The organism is Hymenobacter sp. ISL-91, from assembly GCF_018613725.1.
Taxonomy (GTDB): Bacteria; Bacteroidota; Bacteroidia; order Cytophagales; family Hymenobacteraceae; genus Hymenobacter.
The window spans coordinates 49,158-74,355 of the sequence record NZ_JAGGPS010000009.1 but is presented as its reverse complement, the minus strand read 5'-3'; the positions used below and the strand labels follow the sequence as shown (position 1 = coordinate 74,355).

24 protein-coding genes and 1 tRNA gene are annotated in these 25,198 nt (G+C 60.4%); 8 read left to right on the top strand and 17 right to left on the bottom strand.

Annotation, left to right across the window (positions count from 1 at the left end; genetic code table 11):
- Positions 1-118 precede the first annotated feature (118 nt).
- Genes J7E24_RS04925 through rsmH form a run of 3 tightly spaced genes read right to left on the bottom strand, consistent with a single transcriptional unit; the run spans position 119 to position 3,952 of the window.
- Positions 119-2,293 (bottom strand): penicillin-binding protein, encoded by a 2,175-nt coding sequence (locus J7E24_RS04925; protein WP_215135735.1) that lies wholly within the window; start codon positions 2,291-2,293, stop codon positions 119-121.
- Positions 2,290-3,018, bottom strand: a complete 729-nt coding sequence (locus J7E24_RS04920; RefSeq protein ID WP_215135733.1) for an FtsL-like putative cell division protein — start codon at positions 3,016-3,018, stop codon at positions 2,290-2,292. Before J7E24_RS04920 ends, J7E24_RS04925 begins: the two co-directional genes overlap by 4 nt.
- 4 nt (positions 3,019-3,022) lie before the next feature.
- Positions 3,023-3,952 (bottom strand): 16S rRNA (cytosine(1402)-N(4))-methyltransferase RsmH, encoded by a 930-nt coding sequence (rsmH, locus tag J7E24_RS04915; RefSeq protein WP_215135731.1) that lies wholly within the window; start codon positions 3,950-3,952, stop codon positions 3,023-3,025.
- Between the two features lie 195 nt (positions 3,953-4,147).
- Between rsmH and J7E24_RS04910 the strand changes: the two genes are divergently transcribed.
- The 4 genes from J7E24_RS04910 to J7E24_RS04895 all read left to right on the top strand — a co-directional run bounded on the left by J7E24_RS04910 (position 4,148) and on the right by J7E24_RS04895 (position 8,439).
- The gene (locus J7E24_RS04910) at positions 4,148-4,591 is read left to right on the top strand and encodes an HYC_CC_PP family protein (protein ID WP_215135730.1); all 444 of its coding nucleotides are present in this window, start codon (positions 4,148-4,150) and stop codon (positions 4,589-4,591) included.
- Positions 4,592-4,684: 93 nt separating this feature from the next.
- A complete protein-coding gene (locus J7E24_RS04905; protein WP_215135728.1) occupies positions 4,685-6,934 on the top strand; it encodes a TonB-dependent receptor domain-containing protein in 2,250 nt (749 codons plus the stop codon).
- A 57-nt stretch (positions 6,935-6,991) separates the two neighbouring features.
- Positions 6,992-7,360: a heavy-metal-associated domain-containing protein gene (locus tag J7E24_RS04900; protein ID WP_215135726.1), complete on the top strand. Its 369-nt coding sequence runs from the start codon at positions 6,992-6,994 to the stop codon at positions 7,358-7,360.
- 344 nt (positions 7,361-7,704) lie between these two features.
- Positions 7,705-8,439: a LytR/AlgR family response regulator transcription factor gene (locus J7E24_RS04895; RefSeq protein ID WP_215135724.1), complete on the top strand. Its 735-nt coding sequence runs from the start codon at positions 7,705-7,707 to the stop codon at positions 8,437-8,439.
- Between the two features lie 9 nt (positions 8,440-8,448).
- Here the strand turns inward: J7E24_RS04895 and J7E24_RS04890 are convergent, their stop codons facing one another.
- The 13 genes from J7E24_RS04890 to J7E24_RS04830 all read right to left on the bottom strand — a co-directional run bounded on the left by J7E24_RS04890 (position 8,449) and on the right by J7E24_RS04830 (position 22,108).
- The gene (locus J7E24_RS04890; protein WP_251047025.1) at positions 8,449-9,213 is read right to left on the bottom strand and encodes a fatty acid desaturase; all 765 of its coding nucleotides are present in this window, start codon (positions 9,211-9,213) and stop codon (positions 8,449-8,451) included.
- A 24-nt stretch (positions 9,214-9,237) separates the two neighbouring features.
- Entirely contained in the window at positions 9,238-10,086 is an 849-nt protein-coding gene (locus J7E24_RS04885; protein WP_215135722.1) for a 4-hydroxy-3-methylbut-2-enyl diphosphate reductase, read from the bottom strand.
- A 100-nt stretch (positions 10,087-10,186) separates the two neighbouring features.
- Positions 10,187-11,395, bottom strand: a complete 1,209-nt coding sequence (locus tag J7E24_RS04880) for a carboxypeptidase-like regulatory domain-containing protein (protein ID WP_215135720.1) — start codon at positions 11,393-11,395, stop codon at positions 10,187-10,189.
- A gap of 126 nt (positions 11,396-11,521) precedes the next feature.
- A complete protein-coding gene (locus tag J7E24_RS04875; RefSeq protein WP_215135718.1) occupies positions 11,522-12,043 on the bottom strand; it encodes a hypothetical protein in 522 nt (173 codons plus the stop codon).
- Positions 12,044-12,158: 115 nt separating this feature from the next.
- Entirely contained in the window at positions 12,159-13,001 is an 843-nt protein-coding gene (locus J7E24_RS04870; RefSeq protein ID WP_215135716.1) for a phytoene/squalene synthase family protein, read from the bottom strand.
- Between the two features lie 131 nt (positions 13,002-13,132).
- Positions 13,133-14,602, bottom strand: coding sequence for a phytoene desaturase family protein (locus tag J7E24_RS04865; protein WP_215135714.1), 1,470 nt, complete (start codon positions 14,600-14,602; stop codon positions 13,133-13,135).
- Positions 14,603-14,782: 180 nt separating this feature from the next.
- Positions 14,783-15,298: a sigma-70 family RNA polymerase sigma factor gene (locus J7E24_RS04860; protein WP_019947844.1), complete on the bottom strand. Its 516-nt coding sequence runs from the start codon at positions 15,296-15,298 to the stop codon at positions 14,783-14,785.
- A gap of 265 nt (positions 15,299-15,563) precedes the next feature.
- On the bottom strand, positions 15,564-16,460 hold the full coding sequence (locus J7E24_RS04855; protein WP_215135712.1) for a MerR family transcriptional regulator: 897 nt from the start codon (positions 16,458-16,460) through the stop codon (positions 15,564-15,566).
- A gap of 116 nt (positions 16,461-16,576) precedes the next feature.
- A complete protein-coding gene (locus tag J7E24_RS04850) occupies positions 16,577-17,068 on the bottom strand; it encodes a sterol desaturase family protein (protein ID WP_215135710.1) in 492 nt (163 codons plus the stop codon).
- A gap of 118 nt (positions 17,069-17,186) precedes the next feature.
- Positions 17,187-17,999: an enoyl-CoA hydratase/isomerase family protein gene (locus J7E24_RS04845; protein WP_215135708.1), complete on the bottom strand. Its 813-nt coding sequence runs from the start codon at positions 17,997-17,999 to the stop codon at positions 17,187-17,189.
- Positions 18,000-18,174: 175 nt separating this feature from the next.
- A complete protein-coding gene (locus J7E24_RS04840) occupies positions 18,175-20,412 on the bottom strand; it encodes a ComEC/Rec2 family competence protein (protein ID WP_215135706.1) in 2,238 nt (745 codons plus the stop codon).
- 147 nt (positions 20,413-20,559) lie between these two features.
- A complete protein-coding gene (locus tag J7E24_RS04835) occupies positions 20,560-20,994 on the bottom strand; it encodes a GNAT family N-acetyltransferase (protein ID WP_215135704.1) in 435 nt (144 codons plus the stop codon).
- A gap of 103 nt (positions 20,995-21,097) precedes the next feature.
- Complete coding sequence (locus J7E24_RS04830) at positions 21,098-22,108, bottom strand: PhoH family protein (protein ID WP_215135702.1); 1,011 nt, start codon at positions 22,106-22,108, stop codon at positions 21,098-21,100.
- Between the two features lie 186 nt (positions 22,109-22,294).
- Between J7E24_RS04830 and J7E24_RS04825 the strand changes: the two genes are divergently transcribed.
- From J7E24_RS04825 to J7E24_RS04810, 4 genes are all read left to right on the top strand, one after another.
- Entirely contained in the window at positions 22,295-23,065 is a 771-nt protein-coding gene (locus tag J7E24_RS04825) for an S-adenosyl-l-methionine hydroxide adenosyltransferase family protein (RefSeq protein ID WP_215135700.1), read from the top strand.
- Between the two features lie 116 nt (positions 23,066-23,181).
- The gene (locus J7E24_RS04820) at positions 23,182-23,490 is read left to right on the top strand and encodes a putative quinol monooxygenase (RefSeq protein WP_215135698.1); all 309 of its coding nucleotides are present in this window, start codon (positions 23,182-23,184) and stop codon (positions 23,488-23,490) included.
- 104 nt (positions 23,491-23,594) lie between these two features.
- Entirely contained in the window at positions 23,595-24,137 is a 543-nt protein-coding gene (locus J7E24_RS04815; RefSeq protein WP_215135696.1) for an iron-sulfur cluster co-chaperone HscB C-terminal domain-containing protein, read from the top strand.
- 24 nt (positions 24,138-24,161) lie between these two features.
- A tRNA-Leu gene (locus J7E24_RS04810) sits at positions 24,162-24,243 on the top strand.
- A gap of 83 nt (positions 24,244-24,326) precedes the next feature.
- On the opposite strand, the gene J7E24_RS04805 is transcribed toward J7E24_RS04810, so the two are convergent.
- Positions 24,327-25,163, bottom strand: coding sequence for a cyanophycinase (locus J7E24_RS04805; RefSeq protein WP_215135693.1), 837 nt, complete (start codon positions 25,161-25,163; stop codon positions 24,327-24,329).
- Between the last annotated feature and the right edge of the window lie 35 nt (positions 25,164-25,198).

The window sequence follows — 25,198 nt, the reverse complement described above, 5'->3', positions numbered from 1 at the left end:
TAGAAACGCGTCCCATTGCGTCTCACCGTTGCATGGCAACGCCTGACGCGGCAGCAGCAACGACGTGACGTGAAGGGTCGTGGCTCCACACCGGTCAACGGTTCAATACGGATAATTGCTAGGGCGTGGCAGCCACGCCTACCTGCACCGCCAGTGGCCGGGGCTGCATACCAATCGGCTCCAGCGTCAGTTGCACGGTGGTGCCGCGCTTGGCGGGCGTGCCGGCCGCTACCGACTGGCTGGTTACCCGGCCCGAGCCGCTGGTACGCACCCGCAGGCCGCGGTTTTCGAGCAGAAACAGCGCATCGCGCAACGTCAGGCCCTCCACGTTGGGCACGCGGCCGGGACGTAGCGGCAGCGGCAGTAGCTGCACATCGGCTGTCTGCGAGTCGGGGCGGGCAGTGCGCACCCAGTCCTCGGTGGGGGCCGTGGCCTGGTGGCGCACTCCCAGCTGGCTGAACATCATGGTCAGCTCGTCCTGCAGGCCGGCTTTCACCAGCGGCACCGGCGAGCGGCGCACCGGGGCGCGGGCCAGCAGCGGCCGTTCCGAAGCCGCGTCGCGGGCCATGGCTTTGTCGGCCAGCTCACGGAACACCGGCGCGGCCACGTCGCCACCGTAAATACGACCGTTCTTGGGCGAATCGACTACCACAATACAGCTGTACTTGGGCTTATCGGCCGGGAAGTAGCCGCAGAAGCTGGTGGAATAGGTGCGGGTGTACGCGCCGTTTTTGAACTTCCAAGCTGTGCCGGTTTTGCCCGCAATCAGGTAGTCGCTGGTGCGGATGCCACGGGCCGTGCCGTGCTCGACCACGCCTTCCATCATGGTGCGCACCTTCTGCAGGGTTTCCTCGGAGCAGATTTTGGGGTTGAGCACCACTGTCTCAAATCGCTCAATCACTTTATCAGCCTGCTTGATTTCGCTTACAATCATGGGCTGCACTTTCACCCCGCCATTGGCCACGGCGTTGTAAAAGGCCAGCGTCTGGAGTGGGGCCAACTTCAACTCGTAGCCAATGCTCATCGTGCTCAGCGACGTACGGCTCCAGCTTCGGTCCTGCGGGTCCTTGATGTAGGGCCGCGCCTCGCCGGCCATCTGGAAGCCCAGCGGCTTGTCGAGGCCGAAGCTTTTCAGGTGGTTGGTGTACTCGTCGGGATTCTTGCTGAACGTGCGCTCAGTCAGTAGCGCCACGCCGATGTTCGACGACTTCTCGAACACCTGCTGGATGGAAATCCGGCCGTAGGGGTGCGAGTCGGTTTTCACGGCCCCACCGATGCGCATGGCCCCCGAGCGTCCGGTGTTGATGGTATCAGTGAGTTGCAAATCGGGGTTTTCCTCGAAAGCGGCCATCATCGAGGCCAGCTTGAAAGTAGAGCCCGGCTCGGTGCGGCCCTGGTCGGCAATAGCGTAGTTGTAGTTTTCGCGGTACACGCCGTCGGCTACCCGGCCCAGGTTGGCTACGGCTTTGATGTGGCCGGTAGCTACCTCCATCAGAATGACGGTGCCGTACTGCGCGTTGTTCTGCACCAGCGACTTGTAGAGGGCACTTTCAGCCATGTCCTGGAGGTTGATATCAAGCGTCGTCTTCACGTCGTAGCCCGGTTGGGGCTTCACCTCGGTACCATCGTAAATAGGCTTGTTGCCACCGGGCAGGCGCTCAAATAGGGCCTCACCGTCGCGGCCGGCCAGGTGGCGATTGAAGGTAAACTCCAGGCCCGCCCCATTCTTGTCTTCGTTCAGGAAGCCAATGGTGCGCTGGGCTAGCCCGCCAAAGGGCCGGAAACGCTTGTCAATCTTCTCGAATATCACCCCGCCCCGGTTTTTGCCCTCCCGGAAAATAGGCCACGAAGCCAGCTCCTTTTTCTCCTGATAATTGATTTGCCGCGAGTTGAGGCGGATATAGCGCACGCCCTTTTTGGGGTCGTGGGCGTTCTTGAGCTTGCGGTAATATTCCTGCTTGCTTCGGTCGCCGAAAAAGCCTGCCAGCAGCCCGGCCAGCGAGTCTACCTTCTGGTTGAACAGCGCATCGTTTACCACACTAGGGTCCCAGGCCACCCGGTAGAAGGGCAACGAGGTAGCCATAATACTCTCATTATCAGAGTAAATATTGCCGCGGGTAGCAAACACCGGCTGGTACACCACCCGCCGTTCCTGCTCCAGCGCGCTCCACTTGGCACCTTCGGTAAACTGAATGTGGGTGATGCGCCACACAATAGCCGCCGAAAACAGACATACCCCCAAAAAGGCCAGCCGTACGCGGGTAACAATGCTTTTTTTAACGTTTCCTTTCATCGCGGGCGGGTTGCAGCTCGGTTGGATGAAGCGGCGGCCGGAGCCGGCTCGCCGTTGAGGTCGGTGCCGATGGGTGCGGGCGGCGCGCCTACTTCCACGACCGAGTCGATGCCCAGGGCTGGGCCTACCACCCGGCGCAGCGAGTCGACGCGGGCGCGGGCGGTCATGGCGGCTACCGAGTCGGCCGTAAGCCCGGGCATCATGTCCAGCTTGGCCTCATCGAGGCCACCAGCGGGCACGGCAATGCGGAAGGGCGGCGAGGAGCTTTCGGCCAGCCCATAAGCGGCCACGCGCCGGGCCACTTCGCTCTGCTTGCTGGCCTCCATATAGTCAGACTTAAGCGTGGTGTAGTCGGCCCGCAGGTCTTCGGTTTCCGTTTTCAGCTTCTGAATGCTGCGGTTCATGCGGGTGGCGTAGTGCGTGTTGCCGATGTAGAGCAGCACCAGAAACATGATGAACAGCAGATGTGGCAGCAGGCGCACCGGCAGGCCCTCCCTAAACAGACCATCCATGGGCGTGGCCCGCTCCAGCAGCGTAAACACGCTCCAAGTGCTTCGCTTTGGGGCCGCCGGCCGGGCCGCCCGCACCGGCCGGGGTGCCGGCTCGGGGGCCGCTTCCGGCGCTGGCTCGGCCGCTACCGGTGGGCGCACCGGGGCCGGCTCCACAGCGCGGGGCACGTTGGCGCGGGGCGGGTTGCTAGCAGGCCGAACAGTGTTGGAGGACATTTTTTTACTTCTTAATGGCGATGCGCAGCTTCGCACTCCTTGCGCGGCTGTTGAGGGCAACTTCTTCGGCCGTGGCCTCCATGGGCTTGCGGGTAACGACTTCGAAGGGTAAATCGGTGCGGCCGAACAGGTCTTTATCGGCCTCGCCGAAGAACTTGCCCTTGGCTAGGAAATTCTTCACCAGCCGGTCTTCGAGCGAGTGGTAGCTCATAACCACCAGCCGGCCGCCGGGGCGCAGCACCTGAGTAGTTTGCTCGAGCATTTCGCGCAAAGCGGCCATTTCATCGTTGGCCTCGATGCGCAGGGCCTGAAATACCTGGGCCAAGTACTTGTTCTCCTTGCCCCGCGGCGTGCAGGGCGCAATGGCTTTCTTGAGGGCTGCAATAGTGGTAATAGAGTGCCCGCGCCGCGCCGAAACCACAGTGGCGGCCAGCGTGCGGGCATTGGTTACCTCGCCGTACATGCCAAAAATGCGGTGCAGCTCGGCTTCCGAATATTCGTTGATGAGGTCGGCGGCCGAGGCGTCGGGGCCGTCGGGGTCCATGCGCATATCCAGCGGCCCGTCGAAGCGGGTGCTGAAGCCACGCTCAGGCGTATCAAACTGATGCGACGAGACGCCCAGATCGGCTAGCAGGCCATCGACGGGCAGTACGCCGTGCTGGTCAAGCTCCTGGAATAGGTGGCGGAAGTTGGCGCGGATGAACGTGAACTCGGGGCGGGCCAATTGGGCGGCTTCGGCCTCGGCATCGGCGTCTTGGTCGAAGCTGTAGAGGTGGCCGGGGCTTTGCAGGCGCTCCAAGATGCGGGCCGAGTGGCCGCCACCGCCGAAGGTAACGTCCACATAGCGGCCCCCAGGCTGCAAATCGAGGGCTTCGAGGCACTCGCGCAGCATTACCGGGCGGTGGTAGGCGGTATCGTTGGCGTAGTCGTTCACGGCAGGTAATTCGGGTTCCGCGTTAAAATCGGAGAAAGTCAAAAGTACGCATCCAACGGGCAACGCCAACGGCTTGGAGCGGGAAACCGGTTTTTCTGGCGCTGTAGCTTTCAAAACCCCTAATACTGCACCTCCCCCTTCACAATCACGTACGCGCCCCCCGCGCGGCATTGCGTACCTTTGCAGCAGCTGCTTATGAAACGTCCACTGCTCCATCGGCTCTTTAGTGTCTGGCTGGCCCTGCTGGTGCTCACCTCCTCGGTGGGCTTGGCAGTGCAGCAGCATCTGTGCCTGCAAAGCGGCCAAAGCAGCACCAACGTTATTTTCCAGCCTGCCAGCCACGGCTGCCCGCCGGCCCAGGTAGCCGCTGAGGCCCACGAGGCCGAAGCAGGCCACCTGCTAAAGTCGTGCTGCGAGTTTGGTGCTGATTTTCATAAGCTCGATGCCGCTTCGGCTCAGCTAAGCTGGGCGAAAGTATCGGTGCCGGCGTTGCTGGCGGTTTGGCCCGCGGCCCCGTTCCCGGCCTTTAAAGCCGCCACCTTCTACCAGCCCGCTTCGCGCTGGTACGCGGCCGATTCGTCGCCCCCGCCGCTGGGCGGGCGGGCGCTGCTCACGTGGGTGGGCCTGCTGGTCGTTTAGCGTTTTTTCCGGAGGCTGCCGTTTAGGCAGCCCGCTTCGCCGGGCCCAGTTGGGCCGGCACTTACCTCGGAAAAATCTAAACATCTGCTTCTTATGCATTCTTCTATCCGGCACAGCCGGGCGCTGGCGGTAGCCAGCCTCGTGCTGGCTGCCACAGCCGCCCAGGCCCAAACGCCCGACCCATCGGTAGCCCCTGTGCGCGGGCAAGTGCTCGACGCTACCAGCAACTCGCCCGTACCCGGCGCCGTGGTGCGCTGGCTGAGCAACCCCGCCGGGGCCGCCACCACCGACACCCAGGGCGCTTTCTCGCTGGTGCGCCCCGCCGGCACCGACAACCGGCTCATCATCAACTTTCTGGGCTACTTGGCCGACACCGTGCGGGCCGAGGGAACACGCTACCTGCGCGTGCCGCTGCGCCGCTCCGCCGAATTGGGCGAGGTGAAGGTGGAAGCCCGCGCCCTCGCCTACTCGGGCCTCACCCCCACCAACACCCAGGTTATCACCAGCCGCGACCTCACCAAATCGGCCTGCTGCAACCTAGCCGAGAGTTTCGAGACCAACGCCTCGGTTGAGGTATCAACCACCGACGCGGCCTCGGGGGCCAAGCAGATTCAGCTACTGGGCCTTGATGGGGCATATACGCTGCTGACGCTGGAAAACCTGCCGGCCCTGCGCGGCTTGGCCACGCCTTACCGCCTGGGCTACCTGGCCGGCCCTTGGATTGAGGGCATCGACATTATCAAAGGCATGGGCTCGGTAGTGAATGGCTACGAAAGCATAGCCGGCCAGGTGAACATCCACCTCAAAGACCCCGAGAAAACCGACCGCCTGCACTTCAACGCCTACGTCAACGACATGGGCAAGTTCGACCTCAACCTGAACCTGGCCCACCGGCTCACGCCCAAGCTGAGCACGGCCCTGCTGCTGCACACCGACCACTTGGGCGGCCGCCTCGACCGCAACGACGACGGATTTCTGGATTTGCCCCGGGCCACCCAGTTCAACGCGTTCAATAAGTGGAAATACAACTCGGGCGACGGCATAGTGCTGGAGGCCGGTCTGGGGGCGCTGCGCGAAACCCGTCAGGGCGGGCAGCTGGGCTTCCGCGAAAACAAGCCCGGCCCCTACTACGGCATCACGCAGGAAACCAACCGCTTTACTGGCTATGCCAAAGCCAGCTACGCCTGGGCCGGCCGCCCCTACCAGAGCCTGGGTCTGCTGCTGAGCGGCACCGACCACGACTTCACCTCCCGCTACGGCCGCCGCGACTACGACGGCAACCAGCGCACGGGCCTGGCTACGCTGCTGTTTCAGAGCATCATCGGTACCACGGCCCACACCTACCGCACCGGCCTGAGCTTCCAGTACGACGACTACCGCGAAGCCTACAACCCCAGCACCACCAGCACGGCTCTGCTGGCGCGCAACCGCCGCGAGCAGGTGCCGGGCGCGTTTGGCGAGTACACCTACCAGAATGCCAGCAACCTGACGGTGGTTGGCGGCCTGCGCCTCGACCGGCACAACCTGTACGGCTGGCTGCTGACGCCCCGCCTGAACGTGAAGTACGACCCGGCCAAGAATACGGTGCTCCGCTTTGCGGCCGGCAAGGGCCTGCGGGTGGCCAACCCGCTGGCCGAAAACTCGGGCATGTTCGTCAGCTCCCGCGACTTTGTCATCAGCCCCGATCTGCAGCCCGAAAAGGCCTGGAGCGTGGGCGGCTCGGCTACCCAGTACTTCAATGCGTTCGGCCGGCAGGGCACGCTGGTGGCCGATTACTACCATACCGAGTTCCAGAATCAGGTGGTGGTCGACTCCTACACGGCTCCCGACCGGCTGCTGATCGGCAACCTGGCCCCGGACGGACGCAGCTACTCGCGCAGCTTTCTGGCCGAAGTGCAGGTGGAGCCCGTGAAGGGCCTGGAGGCCAAAGCGGCCTACAAGTACCTCGATGTGCAGACGACGTACGGCGGCGAGCTGCTGCCGCGGGTGCTGGTACCCCGCCACCGCCTGTTCCTCAACCTGGCCTATGCTACGGCCTTCGACAAGTGGCGCGCCGACCTGACGGTGCAGGGCTACGGCCAGCGCCCACTGGCCCCCGAGCCCGGTACCGCCGAGCAGGGTCCGGTTTTCAGCCCCCGCTACGCCCTGCTCAACACCCAGATTACGCGCGCATTTAAGCGTTGGGAGGTGTATGCTGGGGTTGAGAACCTGACGAACTACCGCCAGCGCAACCCTATTCAGGGGGCCGCCGCGCCTTTTGGCCCGACTTTCGATGCGGCCATGGTGTGGGGCCCGGTATACGGCCGCATGAGCTACCTGGGCATGCGCTTCACGCTACCCTAAATCAGCCTTTTTCCGATCAAAAACGCACTTTCTCACTCTCCAACCTGTTGTAGTCTTATGAAATTCTTCCCATCCTTCCTGCTCTCCTGCCTGCTGATGATTTCGAGCGGCGCTTTTGCTCAGACCACTAAAACCAAGGCGAAAGGCCCAGCCACTGAAACGGTGCAGCTGAAAACGTCGGCCGTGTGCGACATGTGCAAGACCCGCCTCGAAAAAGCTATGGCCTACGAAAAAGGCGTGCAGCAGGCCACGCTCGACGTGCCCACCCAGATGCTGACCGTTACCTTCCGCCCGGATAAAACCAGCGCAGCCGCGCTTACTTCGGCGGTGCAGAAAACCGGCTATGATGCCAACGGCCAGCTGGCCGACGATAAAGCCTATGAGCGTCTGCCGGAGTGCTGCAAGAAAACCAACGACGTTCACTAATCAACCTGGTTAAGCCAGCAGTAGTTCGCTTACCATTGCTGCCATGTGGCAGCTTATGGCTAAGGGCTACCAGTGTTAAAGGGCCGGCGGCAAGTAGTATACCCAAACTGGGTTGCTGCCTGTCGCCGGCCCTTCTGCATGAGCGCAATTACCTCTGTAGCTGCGTCTCAAATAGTATAGCAACCAGATTAAATAGTATGCCAACGAGCCTATATAGCAGACGAATCAATGAATTTCAGCATGTTTATAAAAATAATCTGATTTAATCCGACTATATTACCGACTACCACTCCGCACAGAAGGCGGTTTGCATTGATGCCAAGCTACTGTCCTGCTTATTCTGTATGAAGATATCCTGCCTGCTTCTCGACGATGACCGGCTGGTGCTGGAATTGCTTCAGGCCTACGCCACCATGACCAATTTGTTGGAGGTGAAAGCAGCCTTCACCGACCCGTTGGAAGCTCACCAATATTTGCTGGAAAACCCGGTGCAGGTGCTGTTCTCCGATGTAACTATGCCCCACCTCAGCGGCATCGACCTTGTTAAGTCGTTGCACCACCCTCCGTTGGTGGTACTGATGACAGCGCATCCGCAGTATGCGATGGAAGGCTTCAACCTGGATGTTATCGACTTTCTGCTCAAGCCTATTTCGCTCGAACGGTTTTTGAAGGCCGTAAACAAAGTAGCGAGCCTGCTGCGGGTGCAAACCCACGCGGCGGAGCTACCACCCGATGCGGCCCCTGACTGGGGGTCCTTCTTTATCCGCACCGACGCCCGGTTTGTACGTCTACATTACCGGGAGGTGCTTTTCATTGAAGCGCTAAAAGACTTCACGAAAATAAATACCGACGACGGACGCTCGCATCTGACGCTGGTAAACCTCAAAAACCTGGAGCACCAACTGCCGGCTGGCCTGTTCGTGCGCACCCACCGCTCTTACCTCGTCAACGCCGCCCGCATCGATTCGATGAGTTCTATGGAGGTGAAAGTGGCCGGCCACGCCCTCCCGCTGGGCCAGACGTACCGCGAGCGGGTAACCGAGCAGATTGTGAATACCACACTCATCCGGCGGAGCTAAGAAGCCAGGCTAGCCTTTTGCCTTCCAAAGCCGCCACCAAGGCAGGTACGGTTGGTCGTGGTGCTCGTAGTGGTAGCCGAAAAAGTAGCAGCTTATAAAGGCCCAGGCATGGTGACGAAACTGGCTGCGCGATTTGTGCGCATTGTCGGCCTCATGCTCGCCCCGGTGCGGCAGGTAAGTACCGAAATAAAACAGCTGAAAAGTACCCAATACGGCCGGTAGCATCCAGAAGGCAATAACATTGGCCTGCGGGAAGAACAGCTTGAGCACATTGTAGGTGGCCGCCATCAGCAGCACCTGCCACACGGTTACGTAGTTCCAGGCGAAGCGCACAAACCAGGGCAAAAAGCCCGGGTGGCGGCCGTTGTGGAAGTCGGGGTCGTGCTCGGTGGCTACGTGGCGGTGGTGGGCGTGGTGCTTGGCCAGCATCCCCGGAAACCAATTGAACGCAAACAGTCCGGCGGCCAACGTACCAACGGTATTGTTGAGGCGCCTGTTGGAGCTTACTACCCCGTGCATGGCATCGTGGGCCGTAATAAAAAGACCGGTGTACAGATGGGTTTGTAGCAGCGCCAGCAAATAAGGCCAGGGCGTGCGCCAGTCGGGCTGATAGAAAGCCAGCAAAAACGTGATCAGCCCGCCCCAACAAGCCAGCACCAAACCTGCCGCCAATACGCCCCGCCCTTCTAGTGGGGCCGGCCGTACCCGGCCTGGCCGGACCGGCGGCACGGCGGCAGGCGTGTTTTCAGCAACAGGATGGGTCAATTCACTCATTGGCTTACGTACTCGTTCACCGCCTCATAGCGCCAGCAGCGCATCGCGGATTTGCTCCATCTGCCACATAGGGGTGCTGGTAGCCCCGCAGATGCCCACACTCTGGCCCGGCGTAAACCAGCCGTAATCAAGGTCGTCGAGCTTGGATATGAAGTGGGTGGCGGGGTTGGTGTCTTTGCAAACCTGGTACAGCACCTTGCCATTGGAGCTTTTGGTACCCGACACAAACACCACTTGGTCGTACTGAGCAGCAAAGCGGCGCAAATCCTTGTCGCGGTTGCTTACCTGCCGGCAGATGGTGTCGTTGGCATTTACCTCGTAGCCACGCTCAGTCAGCTCGTTTTTGATGCGGTAAAACGAGTCGGTGCTCTTGGTCGTCTGGCTGTAGAGTGTGAGGCTGGACGGCAGCTCGTGGCCCAGCAGCTCCTCCAAGCTTTCGAACACCACCGCATTTCCGCTGGTCTGGCCCAGCAGGCCGCGCACCTCGGCGTGCCCGTGCTTGCCATAGATGAAGATGCGGTCCTGCTTGTCGTAGCTGGTCTTGATGCGGTTTTGCAGCTTAAGCACCACCGGGCACGAAGCATCCACGAGCGTCAGCTCGTTTTCCATCGCCATCTGGTAGGTGCTGGGCGGCTCGCCGTGTGCTCTTATCAGCACAGCCTCACGGCGCAGACCAGCCAGCTGCTCGTAATCGATGATGCGCAGGCCCCGGCGTTCCAGGCGCTCCACTTCTTCATCGTTGTGCACAATGTCGCCCAGGCAATACAGGTAGCCCTGCTCATCGAGCAGGTCTTCGGCCATTTGGATAGCATAGATAACGCCAAAGCAAAAGCCGGAGTTAGGGTCGATTCGAACGCTTAGGTGGTGCGGCATAGCGAAGCAGTAACCTGGAAGCGGCCCGGAAGGTTACGGCTTGCGGAAGATAAGCCGGATTTCGCAAAAGGCCCACCCCTGCTCTATGCGGGCAGTTCGGCTAAAACGTACCGAACGCCTTCTGCTCCTCCATGTCGCGGATAACCCGCTCTTCGGCCGGAGAAGCCCGCAGCACTTCGCGGTTGCGCCAGAACTCAGGTTCGTAGGGGCCTTTCCGGGCCTGCCGCAGGTCGTTGTAGTTCACGCCGGTACTCTTGTAGCCTTTCGTATTGGCGCCTTTGCTATAGCGGTAAAAGAACAGGTTACCGCTGAGCGTGGTCGTATCGGGCTTTCCGTTATAGCTCAGCACAATGCGCTGCTCGGCGCGCACGGCCCGCAGTTGGCTGAGCGAATCCTGATACGGGGCAAAATCGGCCGTCAGGCGCATGTTCTGCGAGTCGAGGCTGGTGCCTTCGCCAAACTGCAACGACATAAGGTCGGCAATGGGCACCCGGCTTTCCATGCGGCGCAGCGTGGCTGTTTCCATATCGAGGTGGAGCGTACCACTCAGGGCCGACTGGCCCAACTCAGGCCGGGGCCGAAAGTCGATAACGGCCACTTCGCCCGCCTCATTACGCAATATCTCGCGCAGCTGAAATACAAACTGCTCGGTGGCGCGTGGGCCCAGCGGCACGGCTACCTTACGCGGGCTAGGCTTGGGGTCGAACACGGGAATCAGGCGCAGGGCCGCCGAAAAATTCATCATATCCACACCCGTTTCCTCCTGCACCTGCCCGTAACGGGCCTGTGTCAGCTGCCAGCCGCTAATGCCTTCCGCCGTAAAGCGCACATCGTAGAAGGCATCCATAAACTCGGTGTAGCGGCCGTTGTGGCGCTGTTTCTGGCGGTAGAAGGCCTGCCCATACATAGCATTGCGCTGGTGCCGGGCCAGCTTGGCGCTGGCACGCTGTACCAGCTCGGCCGCTACCTGCCCGGGGTTACGCACCCGCACTTCGGGCAAGGAAACCGAGCTGCTTTTAAGACGAATTTCGAGCGACGTGGCCACGGTTGCCGCGCTAACGTTGAGCGTAGCGGGCTCGAAACCCAGGCTGTTCACTGTAAGCTGCTGGGGCAGCCGCGGAACCCGCAGCAGAAATTCGCCGGCTTCGTTGGTGGCCGTGCCTACTTCGGCCCCTGCTACCCCCACCCCGGCATACGGTACGGGCTGGTTTTTCTCATCAAGAACGCGGCCTTTCAGCAGAATGGACTGCGCCTGAACCAGACGACTACCAAGCAGAAAGACCAGCAGGAGTAACAGCAAAGATTTCATAGGCAACATAAGGAGAAAGGGCCCCGAAAGGCGAATAACCAAGCTATAGTCCGCGAACAGACCGAGCGGCACAGTGGAGCGGAGCATCCATCTGCCACCCAGGGGTATTGTACTAGATAGTTGATTCTATAACCGGGCCAGCTTCTGGGCATCGGCGTCCGACACGTGGCCCCGCTCTACCAGAAAATTGCGCACCAGCCCAAACGATTCCGCATCGAGACCCGAGTTGGGGTGGTTGAGCAGCGTTTTAAGCAAAAACTGCCGGTCTTCGTCGACGTGCTGGCTCAGGCCCAGGAAAGAAGGCAGGTTGCTTTCCACGCTCAGGCGCAGAAACCGCACTTCCGGGTTGGACGCATCGAGTTGTACGGCCTGTTCGAACTGCTTGCTGGCCTGTTGCACGTAAGTCAGCTTGCTGAGCATGGAGGCGTCGCGGGCCCGGATGGCCTCGGCGGCCGCCTTGTACGCCAGCACCACGGCATCCTGCCGGGTATAGGCGCTCATCAGCTTATGAAACTTCTCGCCGGCTTCTTTGCTGGCGGCTGCCTGCTGGTACTGCTGGCGGAGCCTGGGCAGGGCGTAGGGGTTGGCTTCGGTTGACACGAGCGTGGAAAAAATCAGGAGAACGGTTAAAATCAGAAACTTAGGCACGGCAGAGGGCAGGAAACGGCGGCAGGGCGGCGGCCTGGTGTGCCGCGTTTACAGCCGCCTTGCTTCAATTATGACGCCAAATAGCGAAATTCAGCGCAATCCGGCATCCGCAGGCCTATAGTTTAGCCATCCGGTAGCGTAGCCACGAGCCCATCAGCAGCAGTAGCTTGGTGTTGGTCGGTACCCGCACCCGCTGCTGCTGAATGTGGGCCGCCGGTAGCTGCCGGATTTTATCGAACAGCTTCAGGTAGTACACATACGCCAGGTAAACGCCCAGCCGGGCGGCCCGTGGCAACTGCACGATGCCCGCATATCCCGCCTCAAAATCGGCCCGGATATCGGCCTCAATGTCGCGCTTCACGGCGTCGGTAAACTGCTCGTACTGCACCCCTGGAAAATATACCCGCCCTCGCTCTTCGTAGTCGGAGCGGATGTCGCGCAGGAAATTGATTTTCTGGAAGGCCGAGCCCAGCCGCCGGGCCGGCTCGCGCAGCCGCTCGAACTCCGCCTGGTTGCCTTCGCAGAAGATGCGCAGGCACATCAGCCCTACTACCTCGGCCGAGCCATAGATGTATTTGCTGTACAACGACTGGTCGTAGCTTCGGTCGTCGAGGTCCATCTCCATACTATAGAGGAAGGCCGCAATAAACTCCCGGTCGATGCCGTACCGGTGCACCACATCTTGGAACGCGTGCAATACCGGGTTCAGGCTGATGCGTTTGTCCAGGGCCTCGTAGGTCTGGCGCTCGAAGTCGGCGAATAGCGCGGCCTTGTCGTGCTCATGAAAGGTGTCCACAATTTCATCGGCCCAGCGCACAAAGCCATACACCGAATACACCGGCAAGTGAAACCGCTGGTCGAGCGTGCGGATGCCCAGCGTGAAAGACGTGCTGTAGCGCTGGGTAATCAGCTTGCTGCACGCCCGGCTGGTTTCAGTGAAAAGGGCAACGTGGTCCAAGGTTTGGGAATTTTGAATTTTGAATTTTGAATTTTGAATTCCGCTCAGCTGACAGAGCGACTTATCCAAGCTCCTTAACTCAAATTCGATGTTGAGGCAGACTTTTACAGAATCAATTCATAATTCATAATTCATAATTCTTTCAAGACCTCCCCTGCTACCACCTGGCCCGAAATGAGCGAGGGCGGCACCCCGGGGCCGGGTACGGTGAGTTGGCCGGTGAAGTAAAGGTTGTTCACCTTTTTGCTTTTGAGGCCGGGCTTGAGGATGGCCGTCTGGCGCAGGGTGTTGGCCAGGCCGTAGGCGTTGCCCTTGTAGCTGTGGTAGTCGTCGATGAAGTTCTGGTGGGCGTAGCTGCGCTTATATACTACCGCGTCGCGGATGCTGGTGCCGCAGTGCCGCTCCAGCCGCTCCATGATGAAGTTGTAGTAATGCTCGCGCGTAGCTTCGGGGTCGGGCAGGTTGGGGGCCACCGGCACCAGCAGAAAGATATTTTCGCAGCCTTCGGGGGCCACCGAGGGGTCGGTTTGCGAGGGGGCCGACACGTAGAACAGCGGGCGGGTGGGCCACTTCGGGTTCTCGTAGATTTCTTCGGCGTGCAGGCCGAAGTCCTGATCGAAAAACAAGTTGTGGTGGCGCAGGTTGGGCAGGCGTTTGTTCAGGCCCACATAAAACAGCAACGACGACGGGGCCATTGTGCGCTTGTCCCAGTAGGCCTCCGAATAGGTGCGCCACTCGGGGGCCAGCAGGTGCTGCTCGGCGTGGTGGTAGTCGGCGCCGGCCACCACGGCATCGGCGGGCCGGAAGCCGGCGGCCGTCTGCACGCCGGTGGCACGGCCGTTTTCTACCACAATCTGCTCCACGGGCGCGTTGTACTCTATTTCTACGCCCTGCTCGCGGGCCAGGGCCACCATGCCCTCCACAATTTTGTGCATGCCGCCCATCGGGTACCAGGTGCCCAGTGCCAGGTCGGCGTAGTTCATGAGCGAGTACAGGGCCGGCGTATTTTCGGAGGTAGCGCCCAAAAACAGAATCGGAAACTCGACCAGCTCCAGCAGGCGCGGGTCTTTAAAAAACTTACGCACATGCTTGTGCATGCTCTGCAACAGGTCGAGGCGCACGGCATCCACCAGCAGGCGCGGGTCGGCAAACTCCAGCAACGAGCGGCCGGGCATATGCACAAACTTGCCGATGCCCACCTGATACTTGTAGGCTGCCTGCCGCAGAAACTCATCGAGGCGGGCGCCGCTGCCGGGCTCGAACCGCTCGAACAAGGCCCGCAGCTCGCTCATAGCCGCCGGAATGTCCACCGCCTCGGGCCCCTTGAAAATCACCTGGTACGAAGGGTCGAGGCGCACTAAGTTGTAGTAGTCGCTCACCTTACGGCCAAATTTGGCGAAGTACTGCTCGAAAATATCGGGCATCCAATACCAGCTCGGGCCCATATCGAAGGTGAACCCTTCGGCTTGGAATTGCCGGGCCCGGCCACCAGGGCCTTCGTTTTTCTCTAGCAGCGTAACGCGGCAGCCCTGCTGGGCCAGCGAGGTAGCCGCCGACAGGCCCGCAAAGCCGGCCCCGATAACTATGATGTGTTTGCTCACAGACGCAAATATGGGATTTTGCTGGTTTGGCCAGCCTAGTTGTGCTAAGATACCGCCAGCCAGCCCGGAAGTTTGGTTTACTGACAAGACAACGGGCCGCAAACTACGCTGGCCAAACCTGGTTGCGTAGTCCGCGGCCCGTGATACGCCCGGGGCGGGTCTGTACTCTCTCCCTATTCCCTACACGCCGGGGGCGTATGTCTTCAGCGCCTGCTTAAGCTCTTTGCGGGCGATGTGGATTCGGTTTTTCACGGTTCCAATTGGAATCTGCAGCTTTTCGGCAATCTCCAGATACTTGTAACCAATGTAGTACATCATGAACGGCGTCCGGTAGTCGGCTGAGAGGCCGGCAATAGCCGCGTTGATGTCCGTTACTACGAAATCGGAGCTTGCTCCGTTGTGGGTAATGTAGTTTTCATCGGTATTAAAGTACTGGAAGTACTCCGTGCTATCGATGTTGCTGTTGCGCTTGGTTATTTTGTTGTAGTTGTTGATGAAGGTGTTGCGCATAATGGTGTACAACCACGCCTTCAAGTTGGTACCCGTCTTAAACTTATCCTTGTTGAGCATGGCCTTAAGCAGGGTTTCCTGCACAAGGTCTTTGGCGTCGTCGGCGTCGCGGGTCAGGTTCATTGCCACCGGCTTCAGCGAATAAGAAATCTTCTGTACTTGGTCAGTGAATTCAAGAGAGGTCATGCTGTTTAGCTTTTGGTGGCCGAATGTTAAACAAATATACGCACGTGCCACCAAAAAGTACGCGAACAAGTCAATTTATTTCGCACAACCAATTGGCATCTGGCGTCAGGCGTCAGCAGGGCCATTTTTGCCGTCTACAAAATATTGGCGTGAGTGCTAAGGCCCGTTTTCGTCCGGTTTCAGCTTGTGATTTCCCAATCCTGTACCACCGACCCATTACTCCTAAGCTGAAGTACGGCGAAACTCGCTATGCCGGTTTGCTGCACTACGCTTCAGCTGCGCCCGCATTAGCATCCGCCAAGGCTATAAAGTCGGTAATCAGGGCAAGGCGGGTGGTTTCGGGCGGCAGCGGAAAATCCAGCTGAGCCAGCGGACCATACAGGTAAAGCTCGGTGCCGGGGCAGTAGGAGCGCAACTGCTGCACAAAGTGGCCTACTTCGTCGCGCTCGGGTACGGCAGTCATTACTGTTAACAGGGCGTGGGGCTGGTAGCTCGCGCACACGGCTACCAGTTCGGCGGCGGGCAGGTTCTGGCCCAGATACAGCACATGGTGGCGGCGGGCCCGCAGCACGTAGTTCATAAACAACAGGGCCAGCTCGTGCATTTCGCGCTCGGGCAGAAACAGCACCCAGCGCCGGGCCGATGCCGGCGACACCGGCGGCAGGGCGTCGGTGCCGGCCAGCATTTTCTGGCGTAGCAAATTGGTTATCAAATGCTCCTGCGCCGGATTCACGGTTCCGGCCTGCCACATAATGCCGATGCGCTGCAGGAACGGATAGGCAACGCGCAGAATAGCTTCTTCGAGCCCCAGTTGTTGGATGGTCTGATTGAGCAGGTCTACCAGCTGACATTCGTCCATGGCCAGCATGGCGGCCAACAGCCCGTTTACGCGCTGGCAGTAGTTATGCGCTGCATCGTTGCCAGCCAGTACTGCCGCCGAAAGCTCCTCCTCACTTAAGCTGGCTACCTTGGAAATACGGTAGCCCCGGTCGCAGAGCGTGGCCACGTTCAACAGCCGGCGCAAGTCATCTTCGCAATACGTCCGGATGTTGGTGGCCGTGCGGGCAGGCTGCAGAATGCCATAGCGCTGCTCCCATATCCGAATGGTGTGCGCCTTAACGCCCGACAGCTGCTCTAAATCGGAGATGGAGAAGTAACCCATTTTCTTAGCTGATAGCTGTTAGCGGCTAGCTATTAGCTTTTATTTAGGGGGAGGAAATGGACAACCTGGCAACGGCGTGTTGTCAGCAGCTTTTTCAGGACTAAACTGCCGGCACCTTAAACCTTGGATGATTTCAGCACGCGCGTGGGGGCCGGGCGGCGCAGGGCCAGCCGAAAGTACTTGGGTGATATCCACAGCAGGCCGAACTCTTCGCTGCCGTCGCGGCCAGTGGTTTTGTGGTGCATCTTGTGGGCCATGTTCAGAGCCCGCAGGTACGTGTTGCGCGACTTACGCCAGAAGCGCAGCCGGCCATGAATCAGCACATCGTGCACGAAAAAATACAGCGTGCCGTAGCTGGCAATGCCCACGCCCATCCAGAACCGAAAGTCGTGGCTTTCGGAGCCGGACACAATGAGCAGCATCGAAAGCGAGCCGTAGAACAGGAAAAAGAAGTCGTTGCGCTCGAAGCGGTGCGGGTGGCGCACATGGTGAGAGCGGTGCAGAAACCACAGTGGCCCATGCAGCACAAACCGGTGCATGAACCAGGCCACGAACTCCATCCCCAAAAAAGTAGCCGTCGTAACGGCTACGGCACCCAGCGTTGTCATAGTAGCCCTAACCAGCGAAAAAGTGAGAAGGTTTAGCGGAGACTGTGGGGGAATAAAAAAATCCGTTCTGCTTCGACTTCGTTTAGCAAAACGGATTCCTTTAGTATCCCCGCGCAGCCTAGTTATCCCAGGTCAGCTTTTCCTTGTTGAGGAAGGCAGCAATACCACGGCGGCAGTCGTCGGAGCTGCGGGCGTCGGCGTTCATGCGGGCGGCGTAGCGCAGGCTGTCTTCGAGGGGCATTTCGGGCAGGCGGGCCATCATCTCTTTGGTGGTTTCCATGCTTTGGGCCGAGTTTTCGACGCACAGGCGGCGGGCGAAGCGGTACACGTTGTCGGCCAGCTCTTCGCGGGGCACCACAAAGTTCACCAGCCCATACTCCAGCGCCTTAGCGGCCGGAATTACGTCGCCGGTGAGCAGCAGCTGCTTGGTGCGGGTTTCGCCGATTTTGCGCAGCAGAAAAATGCTGACGATGGCCGGCAGAAACCCGATTTTCACTTCGGTGTAGCCGAATTTCGCTTCCGGCACGGTGAAGGCGAAGTCGCAGATGGTAGCCAGCCCGCAGCCGCCGGCTAGCGCGTGGCCATGCACCTGCCCGATAACCACTTTGTTGAGCGTGTAAATCTGGTGGAACAGCTGCATGAGGTGGGTCGAATCGGCCAGGTTTTCGTTGTAGCCGAAGTTCTGCAGCTCCTGAATATAGCCTAAATCGGCCCCGGCGCAGAATACGTCGCCCTCGGCCCGCAGCACAATTACTTTGCAGGCCTCATCTTCCTCGGCATGGGCAAACGTCTGCTTAAGCTCGGTAACTACGTTGGCATTCAGGGCATTGCGCTTGTCGGGGCGGTTGAGGGTGATGTAGCCAATGGATTCCTGAACATCGTAGCGGATATAGCGCAGTTCTTCTAGTTCCTGGGTGGGCATGTCTTCCATAGTCGGAATGGGTGGGGCAAAGATGGGGCGAGGCAGCAGGGCCGGTGGGTGCAAGCAGCGAGGGGCCGGGCGGTGCCAAAAGAAGGTCGGAAAATCCAAACCCAGCAAAATTGATGCTACGATAATACGAACTACGGGCGAAATCCGACTATTACCGGGCAGTATTTTGGGTTTCCTATGGCTGGCGGCCCACCACAAACGCCCCGGCCAACGTTACATCGTGGGTGCGGAAACCGGCAACCCGGAACAGCGAATCCTGGCGGGCCACGTACCAGCTTTTGCAACTCGAATCGAACACGATGCGCGGAGCCGTGCCAAATAAAGCGGCCACCTCGGCGGGCTGCACGCGGGCGTTGCGGCGCAACACCACGGCCACCAGCCCCGGCAGCGGCTGAGTACTGCCGCTTAGCCGCCCACTGATGAACGCCAGTTGCCGGCCCCGCCAGCCGGCCAGCACCAAGCCCGGCTCGGCAACCACAGCCGGCACCGGCCCTCCCTGCCAGCCGGGCCAATAGCTTACGCGCCGGGCGTTGCGCCGAATACTACCCGGCACAATGCGGTAAGTGCGTTCGGTTTCGGTGAGCGGCAACGAATCGAGGGGCACAATATCGGCGGCCGCGCCCTGCCAGAAACCCACCACTGAGCGGCGCGGGATGCTGTACACCACCAGCTGCTCGTTGGGAGCCAGCCGGCGGGCGGCCCACACGCGGCTGCCGGCAAACACGCTCATAAACGTGCAGGCCAGCACCAGCCACTGCAACCGTTTAAGGGCCAGGAAAGCCAGCAAAGCCAATATTACCCCAAACACCAGCCAGGCCTGCGGGGCCGTGATGTGGATGCCCGATACCAGCGCCCCAGGCAACGAGCGGCCAATGAGAAAAATATACTCGTTGAAAAGCCAGATCATGTGTTCAAACACCCACGCCAGGCCTTTAATCAGGTAGTCGAAGCCGTGGGCAGCGGTAGCCGAAACCAGCCCCAGCAGCCAGCCCAGGCCTTTAAGTACCAGCAGCGCCAGGCCTACGTACACGGCCAGGCTGGAAATAGGTACGGCCACGAGGTTGGAAAGCAGGAAGCTGAGCGGGAACTGGTGGAAGTAGAACAACCCCAGCGGAAACGTGGCCACCTGAGCCGCCAACGACAGCGCCGTGGCCTTCCACACCCAATCAAGCCCTACTCCCGTCCATTTCCAGAGCCGCTGCACCGCCGGCGGCTGCCAGGGCCGCTGCCGGGCCAGGAAATAAGCCCTCGGGTGCAGCCAGGCGGCAATACGCGGCTGCAGATACACAATACTGAGCACAGCCAGAAACGAGAGTTGAAAGCCCACGTCGCAGAGCAGATAGGGGTCGTAGCAGAGCAGGAAAAAGGCAGCCACGGCCAGCAGGTTGTACATCGACGTCTGCCGGCTGAAAGCGCGGGCCACGATTAAAAACGAGAACATCACGGTAGCCCGCAGCACCGAGGCCGAAAGGCCCGTCAGGAAGGCGTAGCTCCAGATAACGCACAGCCCGGCCAGCGCCGTAGCCAGCCGCATCAGCGGCCCCCGGCGGCCCGGCAGCAAACCCAGTAGCCAGCTCACGGCCCCAAATAACAGCCCCACCTGCAAACCCGAAACGGCCATAATGTGGGTAGTGCCGGTGTTGGCATAGGCCTCTTTGGTCTGTTGGTCCACGTCGTCCTTCAGGCCCAGCACCAGCGCCGAAGCCAGCGCGTATTCGCGTTTGGCATGCACATAGTGCTTGAACACGCCCTCTACCACCCGCGCCGCCCGCATGGCTATGGCCCGCAACAAACTCGGGGGCGCTATGCCAATGCGCTGGTACTGGTCGGGGTGGATGAACTGCTGGTGGTATACCTGATGATACTGCAGGTAGCGGCGGTAATCGAACTCGCCCGGGTTGAGCGGGGCCTTGCTCGGGGCGGGCGCCCCGCGCACCAGCCACAGGTCGCCGTACTGCGGGGCCGGTAGCGAGTCGGTGCGCGGAATGGACACCCGGATGCCGCCCACCGCCGGCCGCCACTGCCCCGCCACCCGCACCGCCGAAACCCGCACGGTGGTGGCGTAGGTGGCGGGCCGCCGCACGGTATAATCGTCCACCACGGCCCGGTAAAATTCAACTTCACCGCCAAACCGGTACAGGTGGTTGCTCGCCCGGCTCTCGGTGGCCTGCTGCGTGAGCGTGAGGCCCGCTACGTACAGGGCCAATACGGCTAGCAACCCCGCCGCATCGGTGGGGCCGGGTCCGGGCCGCCGCGCTGCCCACCACTGCACGCCGGCAAACAGCGCCCCCAACCCCAGCAGCAGCGGCCAGAGGTCGGGCAACACTGTGCCATAATACAAATACGTCAGGATGCCCGCCATCAGCGGCAGCACAAGGCGCACGAAGGCATTCGGGGCCCATTTGACTTGCATACTCCGTTGGGCTGTTAGCTTTTAGCTGATGGCCAACCGCTTTAAACCAAACGGCTTGGCTGAGGCAGGTATCTGGCAATCAAGGTGAAGAAAATACAGCGGATTGCAAGCATCAGCAACGCATTGTTTTTCAGCGCCCCTCAGATTTCAGCCCTTCCCGAAGGCCATCTTGTAGTGCTCGATATCGGCCTCCGTGAACTTCTCCCCTATTTTCCGGAAGCCGTGCCGCTCATAAAAGCGCACGGCGGGCAGCTGGGCATTCAGGTACACGAGGGCGGCCGGATGCGCTGCTTGCACATCGTGCAGTACGGCGGCGAGCAGGGCCGCGCCGGCCTGCTGGTTGCGGTACTCGGCCAGCACGGCGAAGCGCTCCAGCTTTACGCCGGCTTCGGTGGGGCGCCAGCGGGCAGCACCACAGGGCTGGCCGGCGGCGCTCAGGGCCAGGTAGTGGGTGGCGTCGGTACGGTCGTGGGCGTCGTGCTCCAGGTCGGCGGGCACGTTCTGGCCCAGCACAAACACGGTGTGGCGAATGGCCAGCGCCGTTTCCAGGTCGGCGTCGGTGGTAATGCGGCGAACTTGCATAGGCGTTGAAAGTAAAGTCAAGGAGAGAAGCCAAAAGTAAAAGCCCCGCTGCCAAGATGACAACGGAGCTTTTATTTTTGACTTTTTCTCCTTGATTTTACAGTTAATAACGCTGGGCGGGGCGCACAGGGCGGTTGGCCTGGTCGGCGCGCTCCTGCTCCTGCTCGGTATCGAACTGGTCGTAGGCCAGCACAATTTCCTTTACCAGGCGGTGGCGCACCACGTCTTCGGCCGTCATTTCCACGAAGCCGATGCCGGGCACGTCGCGCAGAATATCGAGGGCCTGGTTGAGGCCGGATTTCTGCTTGGTGGGCAGGTCAATCTGGCTTCGGTCGCCGTTCACCATCACCTTGGCGTGCGGGCCCATACGGGTCAGAAACATCTTTAGCTGCGAGGGCGTGGTGTTCTGGGCTTCATCGAGCAGCACAAAGGCGTGGTTGAGCGTGCGGCCGCGCATGTAGGCCAGCGGCGCAATTTCGATGGTCTTGTTCTCCATGTAGAACTTGAACTTCTCGGGCGGTAGCATGTCCTCCAGCGCATCGTAAATAGGCCGCAGGTAGGGGTCGACTTTCTCCTTCATGTCGCCGGGCAAAAAGCCCAGGCTTTCGCCGGCTTCCACCACCGGGCGCGAAATGATGATCTTCTTAACCTCCTTGTTCTTGAGCGCGCGCACGGCCAAAGCCACCGAAATATAGGTTTTGCCCGTACCAGCCGGCCCGAGCGCAAACACCAAATCGTTCTTCATCACGGCATCTACCAAGCGCTGCTGGTTGGCCGTGCGGGCCTTGATAACGCCGCCCTTGGCCCCGAATAGAACCACATCGGGCGCGGCCGCCATACGGGCCTCCTCCACTTCCTCGTTGGCCGAAGACAGATACTGGTTTACCGTTTTGTCGCTGATGGTACCGTACTCGTGGTAGTGCTCGATAAGTGCCGACAGGATTTCGTTGATGCGGCTGATGACGGCCGGTTGGCCCTGAATCTTGATTTCGTTGCCCCGGGATACAATTTTGCTGCCCGGGAAGGCCGCCGCAAGCTGGCGGATATTCTGGTTGTCGGGTCCCAGGAACTCTACCAGGGACACATTTTCCAACGTGATGACTTTTTCGACCAAACTAGAAGTTTTTAAAAGCGGGAAGAGAAAAATAAGGGGCTGAGCACCCGACGGATGCGGGCTCCTGCTGCCTATAACAGCAAAACTTGGGTTATCGTTGCCCTATCCGGTTCCGGGCAAAAGGCCTACTTTTGCCACCCCCACGGGGCTCAAAGCAATAGTACGAATAACTCCCAATTTCCGGTCATGGGTTTGATTACGTTTCTGTCAGATTTCGGCTACCGCGACCATTACGTGGCCGCCGTGAAGGCGCGAATTCTGCAGCTGGCCCCCGAGCTGCCGGTGCTCGACCTTACCCACGGCATCGAGCCGTTTAATATTGCCCACGCCGTGCATGTGCTGGGGGCCGTGTACGCCGATTTCCCAGCTGGCACCGTGCATCTGGTGGGCGTAAACGATTTGGGTACCCCCCACGCCGCGTGGCTGGCCGCCCGCTTTCAGGGCCACTACTTCGTGGCCGCCGACAACGGCCTGCTACCCCTACTCTGCGACGGCGCCCCCGAACAGCTGGTGCGCCTCAACCCTGACCAGCAGCCCACCGCCTCCCCCACCCGCGACCTGCTGGTGCCCGCCGCCGTGCACCTGGCCCAGGGCCGGCCGCTGGCCGACCTCGGCCCCGCGCTGGCCGAGCCCTACGAGCTGCTCAACCGCCAGCTGCGCCTGCAGGATAACCGCATCACGGGCCATGTGGTGCACGTCGACCACTACGGCAACCTGATAACCGACATCTCCCGCTCGGCCCTGGAAGTTATCGGCCGCGACCGGCCTTTTACCATCCACTTTGCCCGCGAAACCGTGCGCTCCGTTGCGCCCCACTTCCAGGCCGCCGACCCGGGCGAGGCCGTGTGCATCTTTAATAGCCAGGACCGGCTTTGCATCGGAATCAACCAAGGCAATGCATCCGAACTACTCGGGCTGCATTTCGATTCGCAAGTAGATGTTCGCTATCTGGGCTGAGAAAATAAGCCTTGGGAGTATTCTAAGCAGGGAAATTCGTTTCGTGCTTACATTATGTTAATAAAAATCGGCCACTCTGACAGCTGCACCGATTATCCCCTTCACTTGCTACGCCGATGCTGATCCGAATTGTTCGCCTCACCTTCGCCCCTGAGCATGTACCTGCTTTCCTGCGCATCTTTCAGGACTCGGAGGACCAGATCCGGCAGATGCCGGGCTGCCGCCACCTGGAGTTGTGGCAGGATGCCGACGACCCACGCGTGTACTGCACCCACAGCCACTGGGAATCGGCCGAGGCGCTGAATGCGTACCGCCGCTCGGCCTTATTCGGGCAGGTCTGGCCGGCTACCAAGGCTTTGTTTGCGGCTCCGCCACTGGCTTTTTCGGTGCAACCGGCCATACTGCCCGCTCCGGCCAAAGCCTAACCCGGTTTTCCTTTTCGGCCGGCCCCCGTAACCTATCTGGTCGGCTTTGGGTTGAACCTGACAGCCCTGCATGCCCGCTGGGCCACCCCATTTGTCCTAATCCTATGCCCGAAACGCCCAATTACTTCGAGTTCTACGAACTACCCGAAACGTTTCGTCCTGATGAAGCGGCGCTTAAGCGCAAATACTACGCCCTGAGCCGGGAGTACCACCCCGATTTTCACGGCACGGCCAGCGCCGAGCGGCAGCAGGAAATCCTGCACCTAGCCACCCTCAACACCGACGCCTACCGCACGCTCAGCCACCCCGACCAGCGCATGGCCTACATTTTGAGCCGCCATGGCCTGTTGGAAGAAGGCAAGCAGGCTCTCCCACCCGATTTTTTAATGGAGGTAATGGAGCTTAATGAGCAGCTGATGGAGCTGGAGTTTGAGCCCGACCCGGCCATTGTAATCCAGGTCGAAGCAGCGGTTAACACCCTGAGCGATACGCTCGATGCCGGCATCGAGCCGGTGCTGGCTGGCTACGAAGGGCTACCCGGTGATTCCCGGACCCAGGCTTTGCAGCAGGTGCAAACCTATTACCTCAAAAAGCGTTACCTCTTGCGCATTCGCGAATCTCTTTCTAAGTTTGCAGCCCGCTCCTAAGCTACCTGTCGGAACGGATTAGACGCCCGGATGGCGGAACTGGTAGACGCGTCGGTCTCAAACACCGATATCGAAAGATATGCCGGTTCGATTCCGGCTCCGGGTACTAGGAAGCAGTAACAGCTGCAAAAGAGCCGTGCTTCTATATAGAAGCACGGCTCTTTTGCTTTCACAAATTCTGCTATTTTCTCACCACTCAAATATGTCGCCATCGGCGTAGATACTTAGTTCAGCATCTTTGAGCCTCAATAGGCCGTCAGTGGTGCGCAGCTGCTCCGGGCGGGCCAGCCGGATAACCTGGCTCACGCCCGATATGCGGGCGCGGCGGCCCTGCACCACTAAGGCCGTGCCCTCATCAATGCCCACGCAGGTGAAGCCGGGGTAGGCCGCCAGCGCCGAAATGAGCCGGTTATAGCGGCTGCGGCGCACAAAGTGCTGATCGACGATAACCGAGTCGATGAGGCCCAGGCCGGGCTTGAACTCGATGTTGCCGGGCTGCAGCTTACGGAAGGTTTCGTGGTAGGTGGTGTCGGGCAGCAGTTCGCGGCCGGTTATCATGTGGCGGCTCATCACGGCGGCCCCGGCGCTGGTGCCGGCCACGGTGGCCCCGCCCGTGTAGGCGGCCCGGATGGCCGTTTCGATGGGGGTGCCGGCTACTACGCGCATAAACCGGTCCTGGTCGCCGCCGGTGATGAAAATGAGGCGGGCGCGACGCAACGAGTCAATCTGCTGCCGGCGGCGGCGGGCCGAGGCGGCCGGCAGGGCCAGATTGAGGCACACCACCGGCCGTGGCGTGGCAACGCGAATCTGCCCGGCAATGCTGGCGAAGGAGGCTTCGGGCTCAGCGCTGGCCATGGGCAGCACCACCACGTAGTCGCGCGGGCCCAGCCCGGCGGTAGTCACCATGTCCTGAATCAACTCGGGCGAGCGGGCGCCGCCGCCGATAATGAACAGCTTGCCCTGCTGGGCCCACACCGGCAGCGCGGGCAGCAACAGCAGCAGCAACAGAAAACGTAGATTTTTCATAGGAAAACAGCTAGCAGAGAACACGAATAACTAGC